This is a genomic window from Hanstruepera neustonica (assembly GCF_002895005.1).
Lineage (GTDB): Bacteria > Bacteroidota > Bacteroidia > Flavobacteriales > Flavobacteriaceae > Hanstruepera > Hanstruepera neustonica.
On the sequence record NZ_POWF01000009.1, the window covers coordinates 66,226 to 88,484 of the forward strand.

The following is a 22,259-nucleotide window of genomic DNA, read 5'->3' on the forward strand; positions in this document are numbered from 1 at the left end:
GTTAAGTTTAGTTCTTGGGTTTTGCTCAAAAGTTATTATCTATATAAAGTGAAATTGCCTACAAAATCACGATCTGAATTTGAGCTATTTAAATTAACTACATACCAATAATCACCCGTTGGTAGTTCTTTATCGTTATATCGACCATCCCATTTCTCACCAACATTTAATGTGGCTATCTTACGACCATAGCGGTCGAAGATTGAAAAAGTTAGGTTCGGATAATTGGTTGTACATCCAGGAGCCCATTCATCAGTAACACCATCACCATTTGGGGTAAAGTAATTGGGGATACAGATATCAATGAATTCCATAAAAATGGTTGCCATGGCACTACAGCCACTACTATCAGTAACCACCACAACATATTCTCCAGATTCCGTAATAACAAAGGTATTGGTAGAACCGTAATCTTCTCCGTTCAATGTAAACTGATAATCACCAGTTCCGCCACTGGCGTTTGCAGTGAAGGTGTTAAGCTCTGTTTCAGTGAGCACCAATGTTAGAGGGTCAAATGCATCAATATCAAAGAATTCCGTAGTCTGAACACAACCATTGGTATGTCTCACATCAATGAAATGATTTGTTCCGGCTGGTACATCAATGAACACATTGCTAGCTTGATAAGGTCCACCATTAAGGGAGTAGTCTAAATCATCTAGATTAGTTATACTTTCATCAACTAAAACCGTTACCGTGTTGCTTTGGGCATTGTTCACACAATTGTACTCGATAACAACCGTTGGGTTTATGGCAACAGCTTCTGGGAATGTAATGTTCCATTCCGATTCACAGCCTTGACTATCTCTAACAAACACAGTATGGTCACCACCACCAAGATTGGTGAAATCAAACTGTGTTTGAGTCACAGGACCTGTTGTATAAGGGCCATCGTAACTGTCCAAACTCACACTATAAGGAGCCGTTCCACCAGAGATTTCAATACTGAATTCACCATCCATATCGCCTTCACAAACTTCAGGGAACATAGAATCGGCAACAATACTGATAATTACAGGAACAGGTTCAGAAATGGTGAAATCAAAAGTTACATAACAACCCAATTCATCTTGAACAATGACATTATAGTCTCCTGGAGCTAAATTTTCAAAAATATTAGTTTCAAAAAATTGATTGAGTTGCGGAGATATAGCATACATAATAGTTCCAGTACCACCTGAAGCCGAAATTTCTAAAATACCGTCTTCAGAGCCTGTACAGGTTACGTCACTAACCGTAAAGGTTGCTTCTAGAGTTTCAGTTGGTTCCGTAATAGTAATTGGAGCAGTGGCCGTAATACAGTCACCGCTTTCAACAGATACCACATAGGTACCTGCCACTAGTTCGGTAAATACACCAGGTGAATTTTGAGTAGCAGGAATCGTATTGCCGGCTGTATCCTGTAGGGTGTAAATATAGTTACCCAATCCTCCTTGTGCCGTGGCTAGAATACTCCCCGTATTATCACCAGCACAGTTAATGGTAGGATTTGTTGAATCTAAATTGATGACCAATGATGGTAAAACATCAATGGTAATTTCATTGGACACATAAGCAATACAGCCATTGGCGTCCATAACATAGTATGCGTAGGTTCCTGGACTTACAGGGAATGTTGTTGAAGTCGCAAATGAACCTAAAACAGTTGTAAAATTACTGTTGTTACTGTAAGTGTAAGGTCCTGTTCCACCAGTGGCACTTAATGTCAACGTTGCTTCATTCAAACAGGTTTGGGTTGTTGCCGTAACCAAGTCAGCTTCTACGGGAGTTGGTTGGTCAATAACAATATCCAATGATGTGGTTTCACAATTATAGCCGTCCGTAATAATAACATTATATGTACCCGCTCCTAAATTGGTAAACACGTTGGATGTTTGAGGTCCCGATGTACTTGGAGTTGGTAAAATAGTGTTCAAGGTATATGAATAATTACTTCCCTGACCACCCGTTACATTAGTGATAGTTATTGAGGCATTTTGGTCACCAAAACAAGATAACATCGTTGTGCTTGGTGTAAATGTCGCACTGATAGGTGTTGGCTCTACAAGCACAATAGATGTCGATGCTACACAGCCAGAGATATCTCTTACATTAATCGTATAGGTTCCAGCCGAAAGACCAGTAAAGGTGTTATTTGGTGAATAGGCTACTGTTGCAGCACCAGTGAGTTCATACTCATAATTTCCCCAACCACCAGTAGCAATGGCTGTAATGGTACCATTGATATTATCACAGGTTACATTGGAAGTTTCCGTAGCGCTTACCATTAGGGCTTCAGTAGGTGAACTGATAATCACATTCGCCGTTGTTGAACAGAAAGGAATTTGGGTTTCTGTCAATTCAACAGTATAGCTTCCAGCCGACATACCAGAAACGGTAATCGGGTTTGTTGACGTATTGCCATTGACAATACCAGTTACTGATGTTCCCAAGCTATCAAAAACCTCATAGTTGTAAGTTCCCGAATAGCCATTCACCAGCAATTCAAAAGAACCATCATTACCTCCAAAACAGGTTATAGCTGTCGGTGTTAATGACATTGTTGGCGGCACAGCTGCCGTTAATGAAACCTGTACCTCTTCGGTACAAGATGTTACGGTATCTGTAACTGTAATAGTATAAAGACCAGAAGGTACACCTGTAAATACATTGCCTGCTAATGTTATAGAAGCTGGATTCGGACTGATACTGTAAGTAAAAGCACCAGATCCACCAGTAGCAGTTACCGTTATCTCACCATCATCATCGTTACAGGTTGGTTGCGCTGTTACCGAAGGCGATAAGTTTAATGGCGCTTCAATAGTTACAGATACTAAATTACCACATCCGTTGGCATCATTAACTTCAATGGTATGAGTACCTGAATATAAGTTTGAAATGGTAAATGGTGCCGTTTGTGTCTGGAAAGCACCACCATTAATACTAAAGCTATAAGGTGGAATTCCAGCGGTAGTCAACGCAACATCAATCTCAAAGTTGCCTTCGGTTGTGGTACATTGATCATTTAACGAAGCTGCAATAACCGGAGCAGGATCCATTGGCAATACAATAACAGGACTTGTTTCAACACAACCATAAGCATCCAATACATGCACGTAATAATTTCCAGCATCCATATTGAAGGTACTAGCCGATGCCCAAGAAGCATCATTGGCAGCAGGAGCTGTTGCGGTTGTTGTGATTTGGTATTGATAAGGAGCTGTTCCATCATGGCCAACAGCACTGATGATACCAGAATTGGCATTACAATTTGCATTTTGGTCTACAGAAACAGTCAAGCTTAATGGAATAGCTGATTCTGTGATATTAAAAGGGGCGGTTACAACCCCACATCCAGCATTAGGTCCTGATGTTTCAGTTATTAATACGTAATAATTTCCAAAAGGCAATGGTCCTAAATCTGTAACAGTATAGGAGCCACCTGCAGGAACTGTATTCGATCCTGTTATTCCTGTAGTTCCTAAAGTGGAAGAATCAAAAATTTCATAACTGATGTTTGTTGCAACGCCATATGAACTATTCACAGTAAATGATACATTACCGTCTGCACTTCCAGTACAGGTAATATTATTAGAACTAATAGCACTTAAAGTTAGTGTGGAATCACTAGGAATAGGTGTTGTAGCAGGTTCATAATAGCTACAGTTAGTTGAGGCATCATAAACGATGAAGGTATAGGTTACACCAGGTGTTAAACCAGTAAACGTAGCCGATTCACTCCCAGGAGCATCTTCTGGAATCCATGACCCAGGTGGGTTAGGATAGACTGAAATGGCACCTTGGTAGATACTGAAAAAGAATGGTCCAGAACTGCTCAATGTGCTACCGATACTCACAACAGCAGTTCCGCCAGTAGCGCAATCAACAGTTGATGATACATTGATTTCTAAATCTGAAGGCGGTGAAGCCACTAAAACATCTTGATTTAAAACAGAACAGCCATTGGCATCTACCACATTGATTTGGTACAGACCAAAATCAACCACATCAAAACTGACAGAAGTTGTTCCAGTCGAATTCAATTCAGAGTTGGAATACCCGTTAGTTCCCGTCACAAAGTAATTGTAAGGAGCTGTTCCACCAGTTACGCCATCAATAATAATGGAGCCTTGTGATAGACCACCACCTGTACAAGTAATATCAACTGTATGGTAATTAACCACAATAGGATCTGGTTCAGTAATGTTAATAGTATCGGTTCCAGTACACGATTTGGCATCAGTTACTGTAATAGTATACGTGCCTGCTGGTAATCCGGAAGTTTGTGTTCCGTAATCGGTGCCCGTAGTGTCATTATATACGTTAATGGTAAAAGGCGGTGTGCCAACTGTCGTGTCAATGGTAATATCAATGGTGCCATTAGTGTCACCATTACATAATACGGGTTGTGTTTGTGTAATCAAACTGATAGCTGGAGGTACAATAGGATTAATAGTGTGAACCATAGACTCTGCTGTACAGCCATTAGCATCAGTTACTTCAAATTGATAGGTACCTGGAGTTGTGGTACTGTAAGTGAAAGTAGCACCAGTTGCACCAAGATTTGTATAGGCGCCACCATTGATGGATACAGCATAGCTATATGGAGCAGGTCCTGTGATTGTTCCCGTAATCATAGCATCAGGATCAGCCGTACAATCCAAATCTTCAGTTAGAACCGTAGCAACTGTAGGTACTGGTAATGGGTCAATAGTATAAGTCTCACTATAAGTACAATCGTTTTCATCAATCACTTGAAACGTATAGGTTCCTGGAGCTAAACCAGTGAATGAGTTGGATACTTGATATGGTGTCGCAGCTGAAGCTGGCGCGATTATTTGGTATTGTAACACACCCACACCACCTGTTGTACTCGTTATAGTAACTGTTGTGGTGTTTGCAGGGCAGGTAAGAGGCGTATGCTCAAAAGTTAAATCAGTTGGAGGATTTAACGGATCAATGGTAATATCATTGGTAATAAAAGTACAGTCGCTTGCGTCCTGAACCGTAATGGTATAGGTACCATTGGTTAAGCCTGTAAATGTATCACTAACTTGAAAGTTAACACCATCGATACTATAGGTATATGGAGGTGTTCCACCAGTTATACCTGTTACAGTTATGGTGCCGTTTGATGTACATGTATAAGCGGCTGTCAGGATAGCAGTACCATCAATTGGTTCTGGTGATGAAATAACAACTGTCTGCGGATCGGAATTACAGATGGAACCACCAAAGGAATATTGAACGACCAGATCATAACTGCCTTCTGGTAGGTTAGTAAAAGAAGATGAATTTGTGAAAGTTGCTCCACCATCAATACTAAATTCCAAACTGTTTCCGTTGGCATTGGTCACATTGAAGTTAATGGAACCATTGGAATCACCGGAACAATCCAAATCATTAACTGATACGGTATATTCTGGAGCTAAGATATCCTCGACTTCAATTGTTGTGCTGGCACTACAGTTATTGGAATCCACAACTGTAATGTCAAAAGTTCCTGGAGCAGTAACGACTATTTCAGGTACTGTTTGAAAATCTGAAGAACCATTTATAAAGTAAAAGTAAGGAGGCGTACCGCCTTCGGGATATACTGTAATTTCACCATCGGTACAAGTAAGCGGAATTGTAATCGCAGCTGTAACCGTTAATAAAGGTGGTTCAATAATTTCTATGTCTTCGGTATGAGTACAACCATCTTCAGTTTCTACAACTGCCGTGTAAACTCCTGGGTTCAGATTGGCAAACGTATAGCTGTTTTCAGTTATGGGACCCACACTGTTTACCAATGTTCCACCGTCATAAATGGCAAAGAAGTATTGTGGGTCTACATCGTTAGCTGCTAAATGAATGCTTCCTAAATCACCATGGCATAACGGTTGTGTTACAATATTAGAAACTGTAAAATCTCGGGCCCTGATTTGCACATCAGGAACCGTAAAAATACAAGGGTTGGTATCAACATCAATCTGTCTGATATACACTGTATAGGTACCTGGTGTATTCACTGTAAACACATTGCTAGCTTGAAAATTAGTACCATCAATACTGTACTCATAGCCATTTGGAACATTGTGTACTGTAATCGAACCTGGCGTTGTGCATATAATATCGGTTGCGGTTACTGTTGGATTTAGAATATTTTGATAAACATTAAAATAGAATTGGGCAAAACAACCACCTTCAAAGTTTATGGTAATTCTAAATTGACCTGCAGTATTAGCAGTATAATTTGGTCCAGTAGCTACTTGATTCCAGGTACAACTACTGTTTTCATTTGCACAGTCAGGGTCTGAAACTGGGGTACAGCTCGTTTCATCTAATTGTTCCCATATAATGGAAGATGCACCTGCAATATTTGTTTCAATTTCTCTAATATCATTAGCACCACATAAAAAGATATTTGGTAGCGGTTTACCGTCGTTTGGACAGGTAACTACTTCATCAGCATAAGGAATGACTGGATTAGTCAAACTGCTGGCACCAAATACTGAAACATTATATTGTTGAACTATGGATTGACATGGTGCAATAGCATTATTAAAAGAATAATAGGTACCTGTTGATGTTACAGTAATAGTTTGACCTGTCCCTATTTCTGGGTTTCCATTAGGGTTTGTTGACCAACTATAGGAGTCATAACCATCAGCAGCTGTTAGTACAACACTATCACCACAAAGCGAAATATCCTGAACAAAATCACAATCCAAATTCACTAAAAAGTTTGTAGCCTGTGGTGTAATTAAACAACCAGTATTACTACTGTAACTAGGATCATCCGTGACATAAAAATTTGGATTGTAGAATCCGTAATAAGAAGCGAAAGCTTGGTTGTTAACAATGTTGGAGCAGGAGTCAGCCAATTCATTACAGGTTTCAACTGTTTGTGCTTCGATTCTAATTTCATACACAGGATCGTTTTCCTCAACTAAATAGTCTGCAATATCAAATATAATCTCTCTGGTTATTGGGTCGTAACTGGCCACGGTAACACCAGGAGGTAACACCAAATCAGTTGGGTAATTGAATATAATATTGATTGGTAAAATATCACGAATTTGAAAATTGGTAGCATGGTCATTACCCACATTTTGAAAACCTATAATATAATTTAGAGGTTGTCCAAGACCAATAGTTTGTCCGCCGATATTGTTCCCAGCGTCATCTTCAACAATTTTAGTAAGCACGATGTTAGGTTCTATAATTTCAACAGCAAAGGCAAAGAAATATTGAAAATAAACATCCTGATCACTTACCAAACTAAAGGTAGCGGAAGTAGCATCATTGGCGATTAAAGAGTTTCCAGGGTTGGGTACAACCATAACGCCTGTATCAAAACCCAAAGTGTTGGTACTGTTGGGAACCCTATTTGTCACAGGTGTCGCATCCAATCGCGTTACCGAGCTATTAAAAAAGTTGTTTGCAGGTCTATCGGCAGCTGACATGGGCACACCGTTTAACTCCAAACGGTCATTTTGAATAGGTTTGTCACCTTCTAAAGCTGCAAATGCCAAGTTAGCTCTAACGGGAGCAGGAGCAGGAACGGTTCTAAAACCTGAAATAGGAATATCAACATTTACTGAACTACTAATCGCACTAAAACCATCAAAACTAGTAATTGACTTTCCTGGCATTGTTGGATCTTCGTAAACAATGAATAATGACCAACCCGCTGAAAAACCTGTACCGTTATAAGGGTCAAAAGTTGCCGTTTCTCCTAAAGCACTGGATACATTTGCTACGGTATATGTTCCTAAATCGGCTCCAGAGCCAAAACTAGTAACAATGGATGTTACATCGGCATAACATGAATAAGGAAAGCTATTGCCCGTAGCTGATCCGTTGGCATCATATATAATGGTTCCCGTTACATCATTATATCCACCACTTGGACCTTTAAACTTAACATTGGTTATGGGTTCGTTTCCATTAGTAACGGCTCCCCAATAAAGCCCAGCATAGATAATTTGATAACAGTTTGGATTTGGAATTTCCAAATCGGCACTGGATGAACTAAATGTAGATGCATCACCATCAATGTCTATATATTGCATATCGACATTATGGTTATACGTATTATTATCATTAAAAGCGTTGTTGTCAGGCCCCAGAATATTGTTCCCGATTAAAACAATATCACCTCGTAAATCTTGATTGAATCGAGGTGTGAAGGGCACATAGTTTTGAGCATAAGATGTTATGCCTATAAAAACTAACAGAACTAGTAGGGCGTTTTTTGAAAATGTAGGTCTTTTCATGATATTTGGGTTTTATGTTCCTATATTGAATTTGGGGCATTTCAATATAGGATTGGGCATTAGCTATATAATTTAATTTTCAATTTTCACTATCGATATTTTGTCATTATACGGTTGACTTCCTTTTGATTGTTGCGCTTGATTGGCTTGATCAATACTATCAAATTTTTCATGGTATATATAATATTTACTGGTATTGACATCATAGAAAAAGTTAATGTTCTTTTGACCTGAAGCAACAGCTTTTCTCAAAAATTCATCTCTTTTTTCCGTATCATTATGTACAGCAAGAATCATATAGAATCCGTTTTCAACATTTTGAACATTTTTCAAAATTTCGATATTACCACTTCGGTTTTCACCAAAATCAAAGTCATCTTTCGTTAGAGGTGTGTCACTCAATGGCGTATTCTCTCTGATATACTTTAATGTTGACTTATCTTGAGCCAATCTATCTTCTTCATTTTTATAGGCAGCACGCTTAATTCGTCGTTTACGCTCATAATCTGTAGCAATCTTGATTTCAACTAATTTGGCTTCTAAATCAGACTTTGTCTTCAGAGCAACCGCTTGTTCAGACTTTAACTCTTTAATAGTTTTTCTATAGAACAGATTCACTTCATCCATTTCTATCGTATCTATTTGCTGACGTTGTTCATAAAGCTCTTCCAGTTCTTTGATTTTCGCACTTCGTTCACTGATAGCAGTTTCCAAATCTGTTTTGATAGCTTCAAGCTTTCTATTTTCTTCTGAAAGACTTTTGAATGGTTTAGGCTCCATATAAATACCTTGTTCACTCAAATCGTTTTCTTCTTTTAAGTCTTTCAAGTCTTGGTTCTTACTATCCACTACATCTTTTAGTCTCGCTAATAAATCAGTTTGTGTTTTCTTTGAATCTTCTGTCGATTGTGCTAATTCGTTCATGGATATACCAAGTACATCCGTTGCATTTGGAAGTGCATCTTCATTTTCTGCCAATCTAGCCTGTTCTTCAGCTTCCTCTTGCGCTTTAGTTTCTGCAGCTAATCTAGCTTGTTCTTCAGCTTCCTGTTGTGCTTTGGCTTCAGCAGCCAATCTAGCTTGTTCTTCAGCTTCTTGTTGTGCTTTAGCTTCAGCAGCTATTCTCGCTTGCTCTTGAGCTTCCTGTTGTGCTTTGGCTTCAGCAGCCAATCTGGCCTGTTCTTGAGCTTCTTGTTGTGCTTTAGCTTCAGCAGCTATTCTCGCTTGCTCTTGAGCTTCCTGTTGTGCTTTGGCTTCAGCAGCCAATCTGGCCTGTTCTTGAGCTTCCTGTTGCGCTTTGGCTTCAGCAGCTAATCTAGCCTGTTCTTCGGCTTCCTGTTGTGCTTTGGCTTCAGCAGCTAATCTAGCTCGCTCTTGAGCTTCCTGTTGCGCTTTGGATTCAGCCGCTAATCTTGCTTGTTCTTTTGCCTGCTCTGAAGCTCTTCTATTGGCTTCAGCTTCTGTATTGGTTGGTTTTGCTGTATTTTTCTTCTTTGTAGGTGCAATTAAAGCACTAACATCATCCTCACGGCTGTAATCGTAGCGTTCTCTATTATTGAACTTATAAGCCAAGGTTAGCTCATGGGCACTACCAAAATTTGATAAATCACCCATAGCTTTTTCATAATTATATTCAATAGAAATATTTTTTGTGATATTCAATCCAATACCGCCATGAACCCCATATAAGGTATTGTAACCAGCTTGAGCCCAAATTCCTAAAGGAATTGTTAGCATGGCTGTTCCGGAGAAAACGGTATTGTCATCTTTGAACTGTGCTATAACTCTTCCTGTAAATTTACTTTCGTCAAAAAAGCTATTGCTGTACATATAGCCTGTGTACATAAAATGAGCTTGAATGCTTTGTTCCGGATCTTCTTTAAAAAGTTCTGAAGTACTAAAATTATATAAAATGGCATTTTGAACTGAAACACCAAAATCCAAAAACGCTGTACCGTAATTGATACCTGGGCTAACACTCAATAAAAAATTGGATGGCATATTATTCAATGAAGGGTCAGCTTCATTGGTTACTATTCGACCATTATTAATACCACTAGAGTAGGCACCAACATTAATTCCAAAGGTTAGATTGCTATCTGTGTTTAATTGCGCGTTGTAGGCAAAGTTTAGTATTCCACCAAAAGTGGTTAGAACACCATAGTTTTGTTGAAACAGGCTAATACCGGCTCCAATATTTTCTCTAAATCGTCCAGAGTAACCCGCGAAATAGGTGAGTGGCGCATCATCAAATTGCATCCATTCCCTCTTATTGGTAATGTTGATGTATTTATTTTGTTGTCTTACAAAACTAAACGTTGGATTAACAGCGAACTGATTGTAGGTTAAGGAGTTTCTTACGGGCAGGGCAAGTGAAACCACACCATCCTCATTTTGAGAATGTAATATCTGCGTGATGCAGAAAAATAATATGGTTAACACTATGGTTTTCATGTTATTTGATGACCGTTATAGATCCTTTTTTTGTTTTGTTATCAGCTGTTGTTATGATGTAATAAAATACTTGGTTGATATTGGTTAAATTCAGTTGGTTTTCAGGCCAATTGTTTAAATAGTTGTTAGTTTTTAAAACGACTTTCCCTTGGCTCGTCATTATCGTTACATCGGTGTTTGTTCCACTGACATACTGAGGCGGAATAACCCAAGTGTCATTGATATTATCGCCATTAGGACTAATCATGTTAGGTATTTTATCAACCTCTGGGAACGGATCAATTGGTTCATTGATAGAAAAATTAAATTCTCTTGTTCCTTCACATCCAGTGTTTTCAGTTACGACTACCAGATAATCACCATATTGATTGGCTTCGTAAGTATCACCAGTTGCACTGGAAATCAAAGCACCATTTAAAAACCATTGATAATCCGGATTCGCTGCCGTTGAACTGATAATTACTGTTAAGGTTTCATCGGTTTCAATGGTATTTTCTTCCTCAACATTAATGGAAGCATCAAATAATTCGCTTAATAGATCAATAGAACCAGAAGCCGAACACGCTCCTAAATCAACCTGAACAGAATAAGATCCAGATTCATCCGTTTGATACATTTGATTTGTGGCATTTGGAATCGCATTACCATCTTTATACCATTGATAGCTTACACCACTAATAGTACTCAAGGTTGTCATACCTTGATCTGGACAGAATGGATTCCCAAGACTTGAGTTAATTGTGGCATTAGCTTGACCTGAAGTCACTTCGGTTATGGTCACACGGTTAGAAAATGAATTGGATGTACAAGTACCATAGTTGGTTTCCACAAAATAAGTGCCTTCTTCTGTAACTTCTAATGTTTCGCCTTCGGAAACAAAAACAGAAGTAGTTTGACTTGTTTCTTTAAACCAGTTAAACGTTAAAGACGGATAGTTTAAAGGAGAATCGTTATCACCAGTTCCAGGATTATCTATAGTTAACAAGTAGCTTCCACCTGAACAATACGCACCTGTAGAAACCAAATTGTTAATAGTAAAAGGGCTATCTTGAATTTTATAATAAGCTGCAAATGCTATGGATCGAGCACTGGTAGCAGCAGGAGCTGTACTTTTTATTCTGATTTTATAACCTTCTCCAGCAGTAGTTGTTGGTATTGAAAAATTTAAGGTAGCTGGAGATGTGGTTACCGAACCAGGATTTGAAGTAAATACAATGGTAGGGTTTGTAAAATCTCCTAATTCATCAGACATTTCAATAATGAATTGATTGGATGCCTCTAAATTTGATTCTGGGGAAAACACAAAAGTTGCGTTATAATTGTTAAATGATGCGCTCGCACAAGCTTGACTAAAACCTAAATTTGGCGTACCAATAACAATTTGTCCATTTATCTTGGTTGAAATAAAAAAGATAAACAAACAAAAAGATAGGATACGATTTGTGTTAAGAGTAGTTTTAAGCATCAATATAACTGTTTGATTTTTTATTAATTCTTTAAAGCTCAAGAGGAGTATATGTCCAATATACTCCCGCTTAACTTTTATTACCTAATCATTTGAAGCAATGATTTTGTTTATTCGTAGCCTGAAGTCTGGTTTTTTCGGATTCTTTAAATCGATGAATGTTTCATCGTCATCACCTTTAGAATATACATTTCTAAAGATGCTATTGCCGTACCAGTTCTCTAAGTCATCGTTGTTAGACTGTCCTTTAGTGAAAATATTACCGTTACAATTGTTGAAATACATTTCACGAAAGTTTAATCGTTCTAAATTTTTACTGTTGATATAAATTTTGTCGTCTAATATCACGGCAGGGTTAAATCCAGAAATAACCGTTTTGTTTAATGTAACATAGGTTTCTGGTGCAATATAGATAGCTTCTTTAACCAATCCGATGCTCATGTCATATTTTAGGTCCTCACTTACGTTAACAAGTGTCATATTTTCAGCATCAACAAAAGTCCCTTTTTGAGTCAAATCTGTTTCATCTTTGTTCTCATAAGAAGCAATGTACATACATTTTGACCCATCAGAACTCGATATATATGGTGAACGAATGGCTAAAGAATTCGTTATTTTACATTGAGCACCATGATTAAATTCGTAATCATTTCTGTTTGATCTATAGGATACCATTTTGTCCATTTTCAAATCACCACCAATCACATTGAATGAGTTGCCTTGGCAGTAACTCACCATGACATTTTCGATAACGGTTTTGTGCCCAACTCCAGCCAAAGTCAATCCATTGAAGTAACCATATTCTTTAGTTCTTTTTCCAGCATATTCTATGCGAACATATTTCAAAATTCCTGAATTGCTTTCTGGGCAATCACCACCGTAACTGATGTTTTTGTATGACGATGGACGTAAACCATAGTCCAAAGCAGCTTCATTACCAAACTTGTTGGTTGGTGCATCGCCTAAAATAAAGATACCACCCCAATCCCCTTGCTTTTTGACACCTCGGTTGGAAGTAAAGATGATAGGATCTGTTTCCAATCCTTCAGCAATAATTTTTGAACCATTGCTAATAGTTAAAGTGCCATTGGTTTTAAAGTCACCAATGATTACAGTACCTGGTTCAATGGTTAATGTGGTACTATCAGTAACAAAAACATTACCTAACAGTAAGTATGTATTTTTCTTAAGTAGTTTAGTGTCTTCGGAAATATTTCCACTTAATATTTGTGTTGGTTCTCCATAATCAACTTTATTGGGTTGGAATTCAGTCCATGAATTTAACCAGTTGTTGTAACCAATGATTCCTTTTTCTTGCTGACCAAACACAGTATTGCATGTCAGCACAAACAAGCATAATAATAGTGTATAGTTTTTCATAATAAGTAGGTTTTGTTCAATTGTTGGGTTAATCATTTAATAGTGCCAAACATAACAAAAAACTCCTTGAAAGACAAAAAATATCGATAAAATGCATTTTTTGATTAAAAAATGTAAGAATAATACTTCAAAAAACCAAATTATTTAGAGGATAAGAGATTGTTGTACTAATTTAAATAGTATTCTGAACCAATTTCATGATTGAATGTTTCGTTTTAAGAAACGTTTAAAGTGTATCAATAATGACTAGTTAGAAGCATAAAAAAATCCCCGAATTTGGTTCAGGGATTTTTTTATGTATTAACTAAACTAATTAGTTTTAGATAATTTTAATATTGGTTGAACTCATTGTAAGTATGCAACGATTTTAAAGTTTGCTCGTAGTACAATATGGCAGCAATTAAATTTGATTTATCAGAGTAAGGTAAAATTTTTGTTTGAAATTCGATTGTATTCTCGAAGTAGTCACTGGCTGCTTTTTTGTTCTCTTCAAGTGCCTTTCTGTGATCCTTTGTATCTGGGATTCCAAGATCTGTAATGGTAACTCCAGGTTTATTTGTAAATGCTATATTGGGTAGAATTTTAACGATAACTTCAATTCTCTCAATATATAGGTCTAACAGTTGACCTTTGTTCATTTGGTCCAGCTCATCGCGATCATGATATTTTTTAATTGACACACCTTGGCTAATGATACCTTGGGAAGCATCTTTGTTTTGGGAAAAAATAGTGCTAGTAGTCAGAAAAAAAATAGCACAAAAAACCAGTAGTTTAGTTTTCATATTAACATTATTTTAGTTGTTCCTATGTGGCAAATCTATACAAATTATTAAAAAAAACAACTGATTTTTCAATTTTTTACACAATAAAGTGTACAATTTTTACGACAAAATACACTTTTTATAGTAAAATTCTTACTTTTTTGTTCTTTTTTAGAAATATTGCCAAACGCCTGAATTACTGTTAAAAATGAAATATATTTGTATGGCAAACAAATCATTTCATGACTAAAGACCATTATCAAAACACATATATAAATAGAGAGGTCAGTTGGCTACAGTTTAATGCCAGAGTTTTGCAAGAGGCAGATGATGAAACAGTACCACTTATTGAAAGATTACGGTTTCTTGGTATTTTTTCTAACAATTTAGATGAATTTTTTAAGGTGCGCTATGCCACTGTAAAGCGTATTGTTGAAGCTGGCAAAGGTGGTAAAAGTGAGCTAGGTGGTATAAAATCTGATGAATTATTGGATATCATTACACAAATTGTTATCAAACAACAAAGTGATAGCTTGGAGATATTGAGTAAAATCCACAAAAAGCTCGAACGCGAACAAATCTATATTATTGATGAAAATCAAGTTCAGCCCGAACAGCACGATTTTATAAAAAACTACTTTATCCAAAAAGTAAGTCCTGCTTTAGTAACAATTGTATTAAGTGAAACGGTCGATTTGCCTAACCTTAAGGATAGCGCGGCTTATTTAGCGGTTAAATTGGAGCTAAAGAATAATGAAAAGCAATATGCCTTAATTGAGATTTCCAAAACCATGGATCGATTTGTGGTTTTGCCTGAATCTGATGGCAAGAGTTATATCATGATGCTTGATGATTTATTGCGTTACTGTCTTCACGATATCTTTAACATTTTTGATTTTACCAGCATCACTGCTCATATGATCAAGATTACTCGAGATGGAGAATTGGATTTGGAAAGTGACTTGAGTAAAAGTTTTATTGAAAAAATATCGGATAGTGTCAAGCATAGACAAATTGGTGAACCTGTGCGTTTTGTTTATGATAAAACCATAGATAAAGAAACCCTTTCATTTTTGATGGGTAAAATGGGTATCGAGTCTACAGATAGCATTATTCCAGGCGGTCGTTATCATAATCGTAGAGATTATATGGATTTTCCGAGTTTGGGAAGGACGGATTTGTTGTATGATAAAATTGATCCGTTGCCTGTAAAGGGATTAAGTCTTGAAAAGAGCATCTTTTCTACCATAGGTAAAAAAGATTATATGATTCACACACCCTATCACACGTTTTCTTATGTTGTTAAGTTTTTACGGGAAGCCGCTTTAGATCCTAAAGTTATATCAATTAAAATAACCATTTATCGTTTGGCTCAAATATCACATGTGGCTAGTTCCCTTATTAATGCTGCCAAAAACGGTAAAAAGGTTACGGTTTCTATTGAAATTCAGGCGCGATTCGATGAACAAGCTAATATTGATTATGCCGAACAAATGCAGCAAGAAGGTGTGAAGTTGTTTTTTGGTGTGCAAGGCCTAAAAGTTCACAGTAAAATGTGTGTGATCGAAAGAGAGGAAGATGAAAAAATCAGACGCTACGGATTTATAAGCACTGGTAACTTTAATGAATCGACTGCCAAAGTTTATACAGACTATACGCTATTTACAGCCGATCAAAAAATACTCAAGGATATCAATAAAGTATTCAACTTTTTTGAAACCAATTATCGAATTTTTAGGTATAAACACATAATTACGTCGCCTCATTATACCGAAAAAGCATTATTTAAATTAATAGATGCTGAAATTATTAAGGTGAAGCTGGGAAAACCAGCAGGTATTCGACTTAAAATGAATAGCCTTTCAAGTTACAAAATGGTTGATAAGCTATATGAAGCCAGTAGGGCTGGAGTAAAAATTAAAATGGTTGTTCGAGGTATATGTTGTTTAATTCCTGGCGTACCAGGAATGAGCGAAAATATTGAAGCTATTAGTATTGTGGACAAGTTTTTAGAACATTCACGCCTGTATATTTTTGGAGAGGACAGTGACGCCAAAGTTTATATATCATCAGCAGATTGGATGACTCGAAATATCGAAAACAGAGTAGAGGTCAGTTGTCCAATTTATGACGAGGAAATTAAACAAGAATTAATAGATAATTTTAATATTTGTTGGAGTGCTAATGTTAAAGCACGTATATTAAACGATACGCAAAATAATGAGTACAAAAAACGAAGAAAGCCAATTGTTCGTGCACAGTTTGCCACTTATGAATATTATTTAAAAAAATTAAAGGAATAAATGCTCGTAATCAAGAAATATGCAGCAATAGATATTGGTTCCAATGCCATTAGATTATTGATTGCTAATATTATTGAAGAAAAAGGAAAACCGGTAAAATTTAAGAAAAGTTCTTTGGTTCGAGTTCCTATTCGTTTGGGAGCTGATGTCTTTTTGAAGGGGAAAATATCGTCTGCTAACAAAGAACGCATGTTAGATTCTATGGAAGCATTTAAACTATTGATGAAATCCCATAAAGTTGAAAAATATAAAGCTTGTGCTACTTCTGCTATGCGTGAAGCGTCCAATGGAGAAAAATTTGCGGAAGAAGTTCTCATTAAGACCAACATCAGGATAGACATTATTGGTGGAGAAGAGGAAGCCGCAATCATTGCAGCAACTGACCTTCATTCATATATAGATGAAAACAAAACCTATCTTTATGTAGATGTTGGTGGTGGTAGCACCGAGTTTACGGTTATTCACAATGCCAAATCAGTTGTATCTCGATCGTTTAAAATAGGTACTGTTCGTTTGCTGAATGATATTGTTAAAAAGGAAACTTGGAACGAATTGGAAGAATGGATAAAGGAAAACACCTCTCAATATGATAAAATAGATGTCATTGGGTCTGGTGGTAACATCAATAAAATATTTAAAATTTCTGGTAAAGCATTAGGCAAACCATTGACGTATTTCTATTTGACATCCTATTACAATATGCTGCAATCCTATTCTTATGAAGAACGTATCACGGAATTGGATTTAAATCAAGATAGAGCTGATGTTATTATTCCAGCAACAAGAATTTACCTATCTGCGATGAAATGGAGTGGTGCCAAAGATATTTATGTTCCCAAAATTGGACTTGCCGATGGTATTATTAAAAGTATCTATTATGATACGGTTTCTAGTAATACACAGTGAAAATTTAACAGTTTGTCTTTTTAATATATAATATTTCACAAATTCATTTATATTAGCCGTGACTTAAATCGATATAAACGAACCTAATAAATATGTAATTATGAGAAAAACAATACTTTTATTGGCCTTAACAATGATAGCTACTATCTCTTTTGCTCAAAATGCAAAGTATGGTATTCGTGCAGGCTATAATATTTCAAATTTAGATTTTGAACCAGCTCCACTTATGGACAACCAACATCGTAATGGTTTTGCAATTGGTGTATTTGGTGAGTACGACTTATCTGCTTCTATTGCATTAGCACCTGAATTACAATTCTCTGCTGAAGGGGCTAAAGATAGAGCACTACGAGTAGATTATATTCAAGCACCAATCTTATTGAAGTTTAGAATTGGAAGCAAAATAGCTATTGGCGCAGGACCTTTGGTTGGTGTTAAGGTTCATGAATTTGAAGATGGCTATAGAAACTTTGGTTTTTCAGGAGTTGGCGCTCTAGAATTTATGATTACCGATGAAATCTTTATTGATGCTAGATACCACTATGGTGTGACAAATATATTAGACGATAATCCAGTAGGATTGGAAGCTAAAAACACTAACCTGCAGATAGGAATTGGTGTAAAAATCTAACTAATTAACTATTGTATAAAAGCTCCCATAGTCTTTATTGATTTTGGGAGTTTTTTTATTAGTCTTAACTCTTAATAAATTTGATGGTTTTGTTATTTGACTTAGAAGAAATTCTTAAAAAGTATAATCCTACATCTAAACTACTAACATCTATATACTTGCTATCCAATAATTTAGTTTTAGTAAGTTGTTTACCATTTATGGAGTAAATAGCATAATTTGCTTCAATATTACCTATGTTATTGAATGTTAGTGTTTCTTGAACGGGATTATTGGTTAAACTTAAGTTATTTAACTCCATTTCAAATTCACTTGTGGACAGACGTTCTTGTCTACCATATAAAGCATAATCACCATCTGGATTTGTCAACACTAAAACTTCATCATTCCCTGTCCCAGTTATGTCATATGTAATAGTTAAAGGGTCTGTGTTTCTAAAAATATCAAAATAGTCGCTCTCAAAATCACGCGCTTCACTATCATTGCATATTGCCAATGTAGTAGTAAAATCTTCTATTATTAGTGTGGTTGGTTGACTTAAATTATAGTGTCCAAAAAAATCATTACAGATTGCGTTACCTTGATATTCAATTCCAAATAAAAAACCATTATTTGTGGTAAATTCAATATATGATTGTGAATTAAACGTATTTTCAGTTATAACATTATCTACACTTATTTCATGAAGATACCATATATCAGGTAAACGGTTTTCAGGCAGCCCTTCTCTATTGTAAAAAGCTAAATTTCCTAAAGAATTTGTAATCTGCAATGTTTGGTTATCTCCTGTTCCAGTAATTTCATAATTTAAAAAGTCGCTAGCATCCACATTGCCTAAAACATCCCAAAGATAGGGATGTAAAAATACATCAGTTTCAACTTCGTAATTACAATATCCTGCTAGCGCATTAAACTCTATGGTAAAAGTATCTTCAGAGATTATTGAGTACTGACCACCATATCCATTATTACAAACACCTCCTTCTACATTTGTTTCATCTTCAAAATTGATATAATTAATAGAATTCGGAATCGTACTATATTGTCTTACCCCGTCTACTTCAATATAAATCAATTGCCATTCACCAAGAATATCTTGGGCTGATACCTGAAGACTTAAAAAAATAAAAAAAAATAATGAGGTTTTCATGAATATTAAATTGGAAATCAATTGTTAATATACAAATTAACCATGAATGGTCTCTTTTTTACTCAAATCTTTCATGATTTCGGCTTCGTATTCTAGAAGTTCCTGCCATTTTTGATCAACTTCCTTTCGATTGCCATATTGTCTAGCAAAGCCTAAAAACATGGTATAGTGATTAGCTTCACTAACCATTAATTTGCGATAAAATTCAGCCAATTCCTGATCTTCCAATTCTTCTGAAAGTAATCTAAAACGTTCACAGCTTCTGGCTTCAATTAATGCAGCATACAAAAGCCTATGAACCAATTGGGTCGTTCTGCTACCACCTTTTGGGAAAAATTTGAGGAGTGCAATAACATAATCATCTTTTCTATCGCGACCCAGTACCCAACCACGTTCAAGGATTTTGTCGTGTACCATTTTAAAATGACTGATTTCCTCTTTTACCAAAGCAGTCATTTCTTTCACCAAATCGGTGTATTCTGGAAACGAAACAATTAATGAAATAGCTGTACTGGTTGCTTTTTGCTCACAATAAGCATGATCGGTAAGGATCTCTTCAATATTTTTTTCTACAATATTGACCCAACGTGGGTCAGTGGGAAGTTTTAAACCTAACATAAATTTAATTGGTTATCACTGAAGTCATATATTTAACATCATATTCCTGATATGGTAATATTTCTTGTATAATAGAATCTTTTGATGTTGGTGAATAGTATTCAAAATAAATTCCAGGAATATTTTTATGGTATTTATTATCCTTTGCTATCCAAAAGTCCCTTAAATAATATTCATCTAAATCTACTCCAGCACGCAGTTGTTCATGGATTTGATGGCTTTTATTTATAGTTAAGTATAGAATAGATTCATCATCTTTTATAACTTCAATATCAAGATTATAATCTCTGTAATTCACAGTTTCATCATCTAATTTAACCGTAATGTGGTTATCCATATCCGTGTACATTTTAACTTTCACTATATAACCATTATCAAAAATGGTATCTGTGGTTTTTTCTGCATAAGTTTCAGGAATAAACCGTATTACTTTTTCGGAAAAGGAATCCAATAATTTGTTTTCCTGTAAAATTTCCTGCGGTGATTGATGCATACGTTCTTGGCCGTCGGTACAAGCCCAAAATACCATTGAGAACACAAAAGCAATAATGTAAAACAGGTTTTTCATGAAATTAAATATCTAGTCCAAATGTTTTTTTCAAAACCGCTATGGCAGGATTTTTTTCTTTTAACTTTTCAAATTTCTCTTTAGCTGTGTATGCATACTGCTTTTCCATAACCTCGTTGACGGTAATGGAAAAACTGATATCAAAGTTATTGAGCTCTTTTCTGATAAACGCTAAGATATCATATTGTTGTCTTTCAACCTCAACTTTGTTGGTAGCGTTAGGGAATTCTAAATTTATGACGGTGTCAATCACTTTTGGTGTGTCAATTGATAGTATCGAAGCCAAATTAAACTGACCTTTATTTTCAAGAATAGAAACGTATTGTTTCCAAACTTTGATAAGTTCTTCTTCAGTAAAAGGATCTTTTGGAAGTTCTTCTTCATCCAAAACGACCTCCATTTGTTTTATTTGATGCTCTTTTTTTGCTTTGATGCTACTTAAAGATAACCCGGAAGTTGTTTTCTTTTTAACATCCAAAGAAATTTTTGGGCGTTTCTCTAAAACTGCCGTTTCATTGTTGGAAGCGATTTCCAATTTTTCCTCTTCATTTTCGTAAGTATTATCATCAGAAGACGCCTCTTTTTCTGGGGAGTTGTGAAGTTCAATTTTTTCTTCTGGATTAGAAACTGTTATAGGTTTAACACCTATCTTTTTGAAATAGCTAGCTGGAATTATGAAGTTTTTGCTATTTTTTTTTTCTCCATCAAAATTGATAGAGGCTAACTGCATCAAGCAAAGTTCAACTAGTAATCTTTGATTTTTACTATTTTTGTATTTTAAATCGCAGTCATTAGCCAGTTCAATGCCTTTTAACAGGAACGCTTGAGATGCCAATTTACTTTGCACCAAATATTTTTCTTTTGTTTCATCACCAACTTCCAATAATTCAATCGTTTCATTATTTTGGCAGACCAACAAATCTCTAAAATGCGATGCCAAGCCAGCAATGTAATGATGACCATCGAAGCCTTTTGCAAGAATGCTGTTAAATTGAATCAATAACTCCGGAATCTTGTTTTCAAGAATTAAATCGGTACTCTTGAAATAGGTTTCATAATCCAGTACATTCAAATTTTCAGTAACAGCCTGACGCGTTAAGTTTTTACCTGAAAAACTAACAACCCTATCAAAAATGGAAAGTGCGTCACGCATGGCACCATCAGCTTTTTGAGCTATAATGTGTAGCGCATCGTCTTCAGCTTGAATACCTTGTTCTTCAGCTATATATTTTAAATATTCTTTGGCATCTTTAACCGTAATTCGTTTAAAATCGAATATTTGGCAACGTGATAAAATTGTTGGTATTATTTTATGCTTTTCAGTAGTCGCCAAAATAAAAATACAATGTTTTGGAGGCTCCTCCAAGGTTTTTAAAAAGGCATTAAATGCAGCTTGAGACAGCATATGGACCTCATCTATAATGTAGACTTTGTATTTTCCTATTTGAGGTGGAATTCTAACCTGATCGGTTAAATTCCTGATATCATCAACAGAATTATTGGAGGCTGCATCTAATTCAAAAATATTAAAAGCAAAATCTTCATCACCAGTTTCATTACCTTCACTATTAATCATTTTTGCCAAAATTCGTGCACAGGTTGTTTTACCCACACCACGTGGTCCTGTAAATAACAATGCTTGGGCTAAATGATTGTTTTCAATGGCATTTAATAGGGTATTCGTAATAGCCTGCTGACCAACAACATCCGTGAATGTTTGTGGTCTGTATTTTCTTGCTGATACTACAAAATGCTCCATTAAAATCTGTTAGAATAACAAAAA

Annotated in this window: 12 protein-coding genes; 3 read left to right on the forward strand and 9 right to left on the reverse strand. The window is 36.0% G+C overall.

From position 1 onward, the window contains the following. Positions 1-35: 35 nt before the first annotated feature. The 5 genes from C1T31_RS12365 to C1T31_RS12385 all read right to left on the reverse strand — a co-directional run bounded on the left by C1T31_RS12365 (position 36) and on the right by C1T31_RS12385 (position 14,321). The gene (locus C1T31_RS12365) at positions 36-8,240 is read right to left on the reverse strand and encodes a T9SS type B sorting domain-containing protein (RefSeq protein WP_103052823.1); all 8,205 of its coding nucleotides are present in this window, start codon (positions 8,238-8,240) and stop codon (positions 36-38) included. A 72-nt stretch (positions 8,241-8,312) separates the two neighbouring features. Then, positions 8,313-10,694 (reverse strand): PorP/SprF family type IX secretion system membrane protein, encoded by a 2,382-nt coding sequence (locus C1T31_RS12370; protein ID WP_103052824.1) that lies wholly within the window; start codon positions 10,692-10,694, stop codon positions 8,313-8,315. Between the two features lies 1 nt (position 10,695). Next, on the reverse strand, positions 10,696-12,159 hold the full coding sequence (locus C1T31_RS12375) for a T9SS type B sorting domain-containing protein (protein ID WP_103052825.1): 1,464 nt from the start codon (positions 12,157-12,159) through the stop codon (positions 10,696-10,698). A gap of 84 nt (positions 12,160-12,243) precedes the next feature. After that, positions 12,244-13,539 (reverse strand): hypothetical protein, encoded by a 1,296-nt coding sequence (locus C1T31_RS12380; RefSeq protein ID WP_103052864.1) that lies wholly within the window; start codon positions 13,537-13,539, stop codon positions 12,244-12,246. A 329-nt stretch (positions 13,540-13,868) separates the two neighbouring features. Then, positions 13,869-14,321 carry a hypothetical protein gene (locus tag C1T31_RS12385; protein ID WP_103052826.1) on the reverse strand — a complete coding sequence of 151 codons (453 nt, stop codon included), beginning with the start codon at positions 14,319-14,321 and terminating at the stop codon, positions 13,869-13,871. A 221-nt stretch (positions 14,322-14,542) separates the two neighbouring features. On the opposite strand from C1T31_RS12385, the gene ppk1 reads away from it, so the two are divergent. From ppk1 to C1T31_RS12400, 3 genes are all read left to right on the forward strand, one after another. Next, the gene (ppk1, locus tag C1T31_RS12390) at positions 14,543-16,603 is read left to right on the forward strand and encodes a polyphosphate kinase 1 (RefSeq protein ID WP_103052827.1); all 2,061 of its coding nucleotides are present in this window, start codon (positions 14,543-14,545) and stop codon (positions 16,601-16,603) included. Beyond that, entirely contained in the window at positions 16,604-17,509 is a 906-nt protein-coding gene (locus tag C1T31_RS12395) for a Ppx/GppA phosphatase family protein (RefSeq protein ID WP_103052828.1), read from the forward strand. It begins immediately after the preceding gene. Positions 17,510-17,609: 100 nt separating this feature from the next. Next, a complete protein-coding gene (locus C1T31_RS12400) occupies positions 17,610-18,140 on the forward strand; it encodes a porin family protein (protein ID WP_103052829.1) in 531 nt (176 codons plus the stop codon). A gap of 64 nt (positions 18,141-18,204) precedes the next feature. On the opposite strand, the gene C1T31_RS12405 is transcribed toward C1T31_RS12400, so the two are convergent. From C1T31_RS12405 to C1T31_RS12420, 4 genes are read right to left on the reverse strand one after another with little or no spacing between them, the layout of a single operon-like run. Continuing rightward, complete coding sequence (locus tag C1T31_RS12405; protein ID WP_103052830.1) at positions 18,205-19,290, reverse strand: META domain-containing protein; 1,086 nt, start codon at positions 19,288-19,290, stop codon at positions 18,205-18,207. Between the two features lie 36 nt (positions 19,291-19,326). Beyond that, positions 19,327-19,908 carry a tRNA-(ms[2]io[6]A)-hydroxylase gene (gene miaE, locus C1T31_RS12410; RefSeq protein WP_103052831.1) on the reverse strand — a complete coding sequence of 194 codons (582 nt, stop codon included), beginning with the start codon at positions 19,906-19,908 and terminating at the stop codon, positions 19,327-19,329. Between the two features lie 4 nt (positions 19,909-19,912). Next, a complete protein-coding gene (locus C1T31_RS12415) occupies positions 19,913-20,476 on the reverse strand; it encodes a hypothetical protein (RefSeq protein WP_103052832.1) in 564 nt (187 codons plus the stop codon). A gap of 4 nt (positions 20,477-20,480) precedes the next feature. Beyond that, a complete protein-coding gene (locus C1T31_RS12420) occupies positions 20,481-22,235 on the reverse strand; it encodes a DNA polymerase III subunit gamma/tau (RefSeq protein ID WP_103052833.1) in 1,755 nt (584 codons plus the stop codon). Positions 22,236-22,259: the final 24 nt, after the last annotated feature.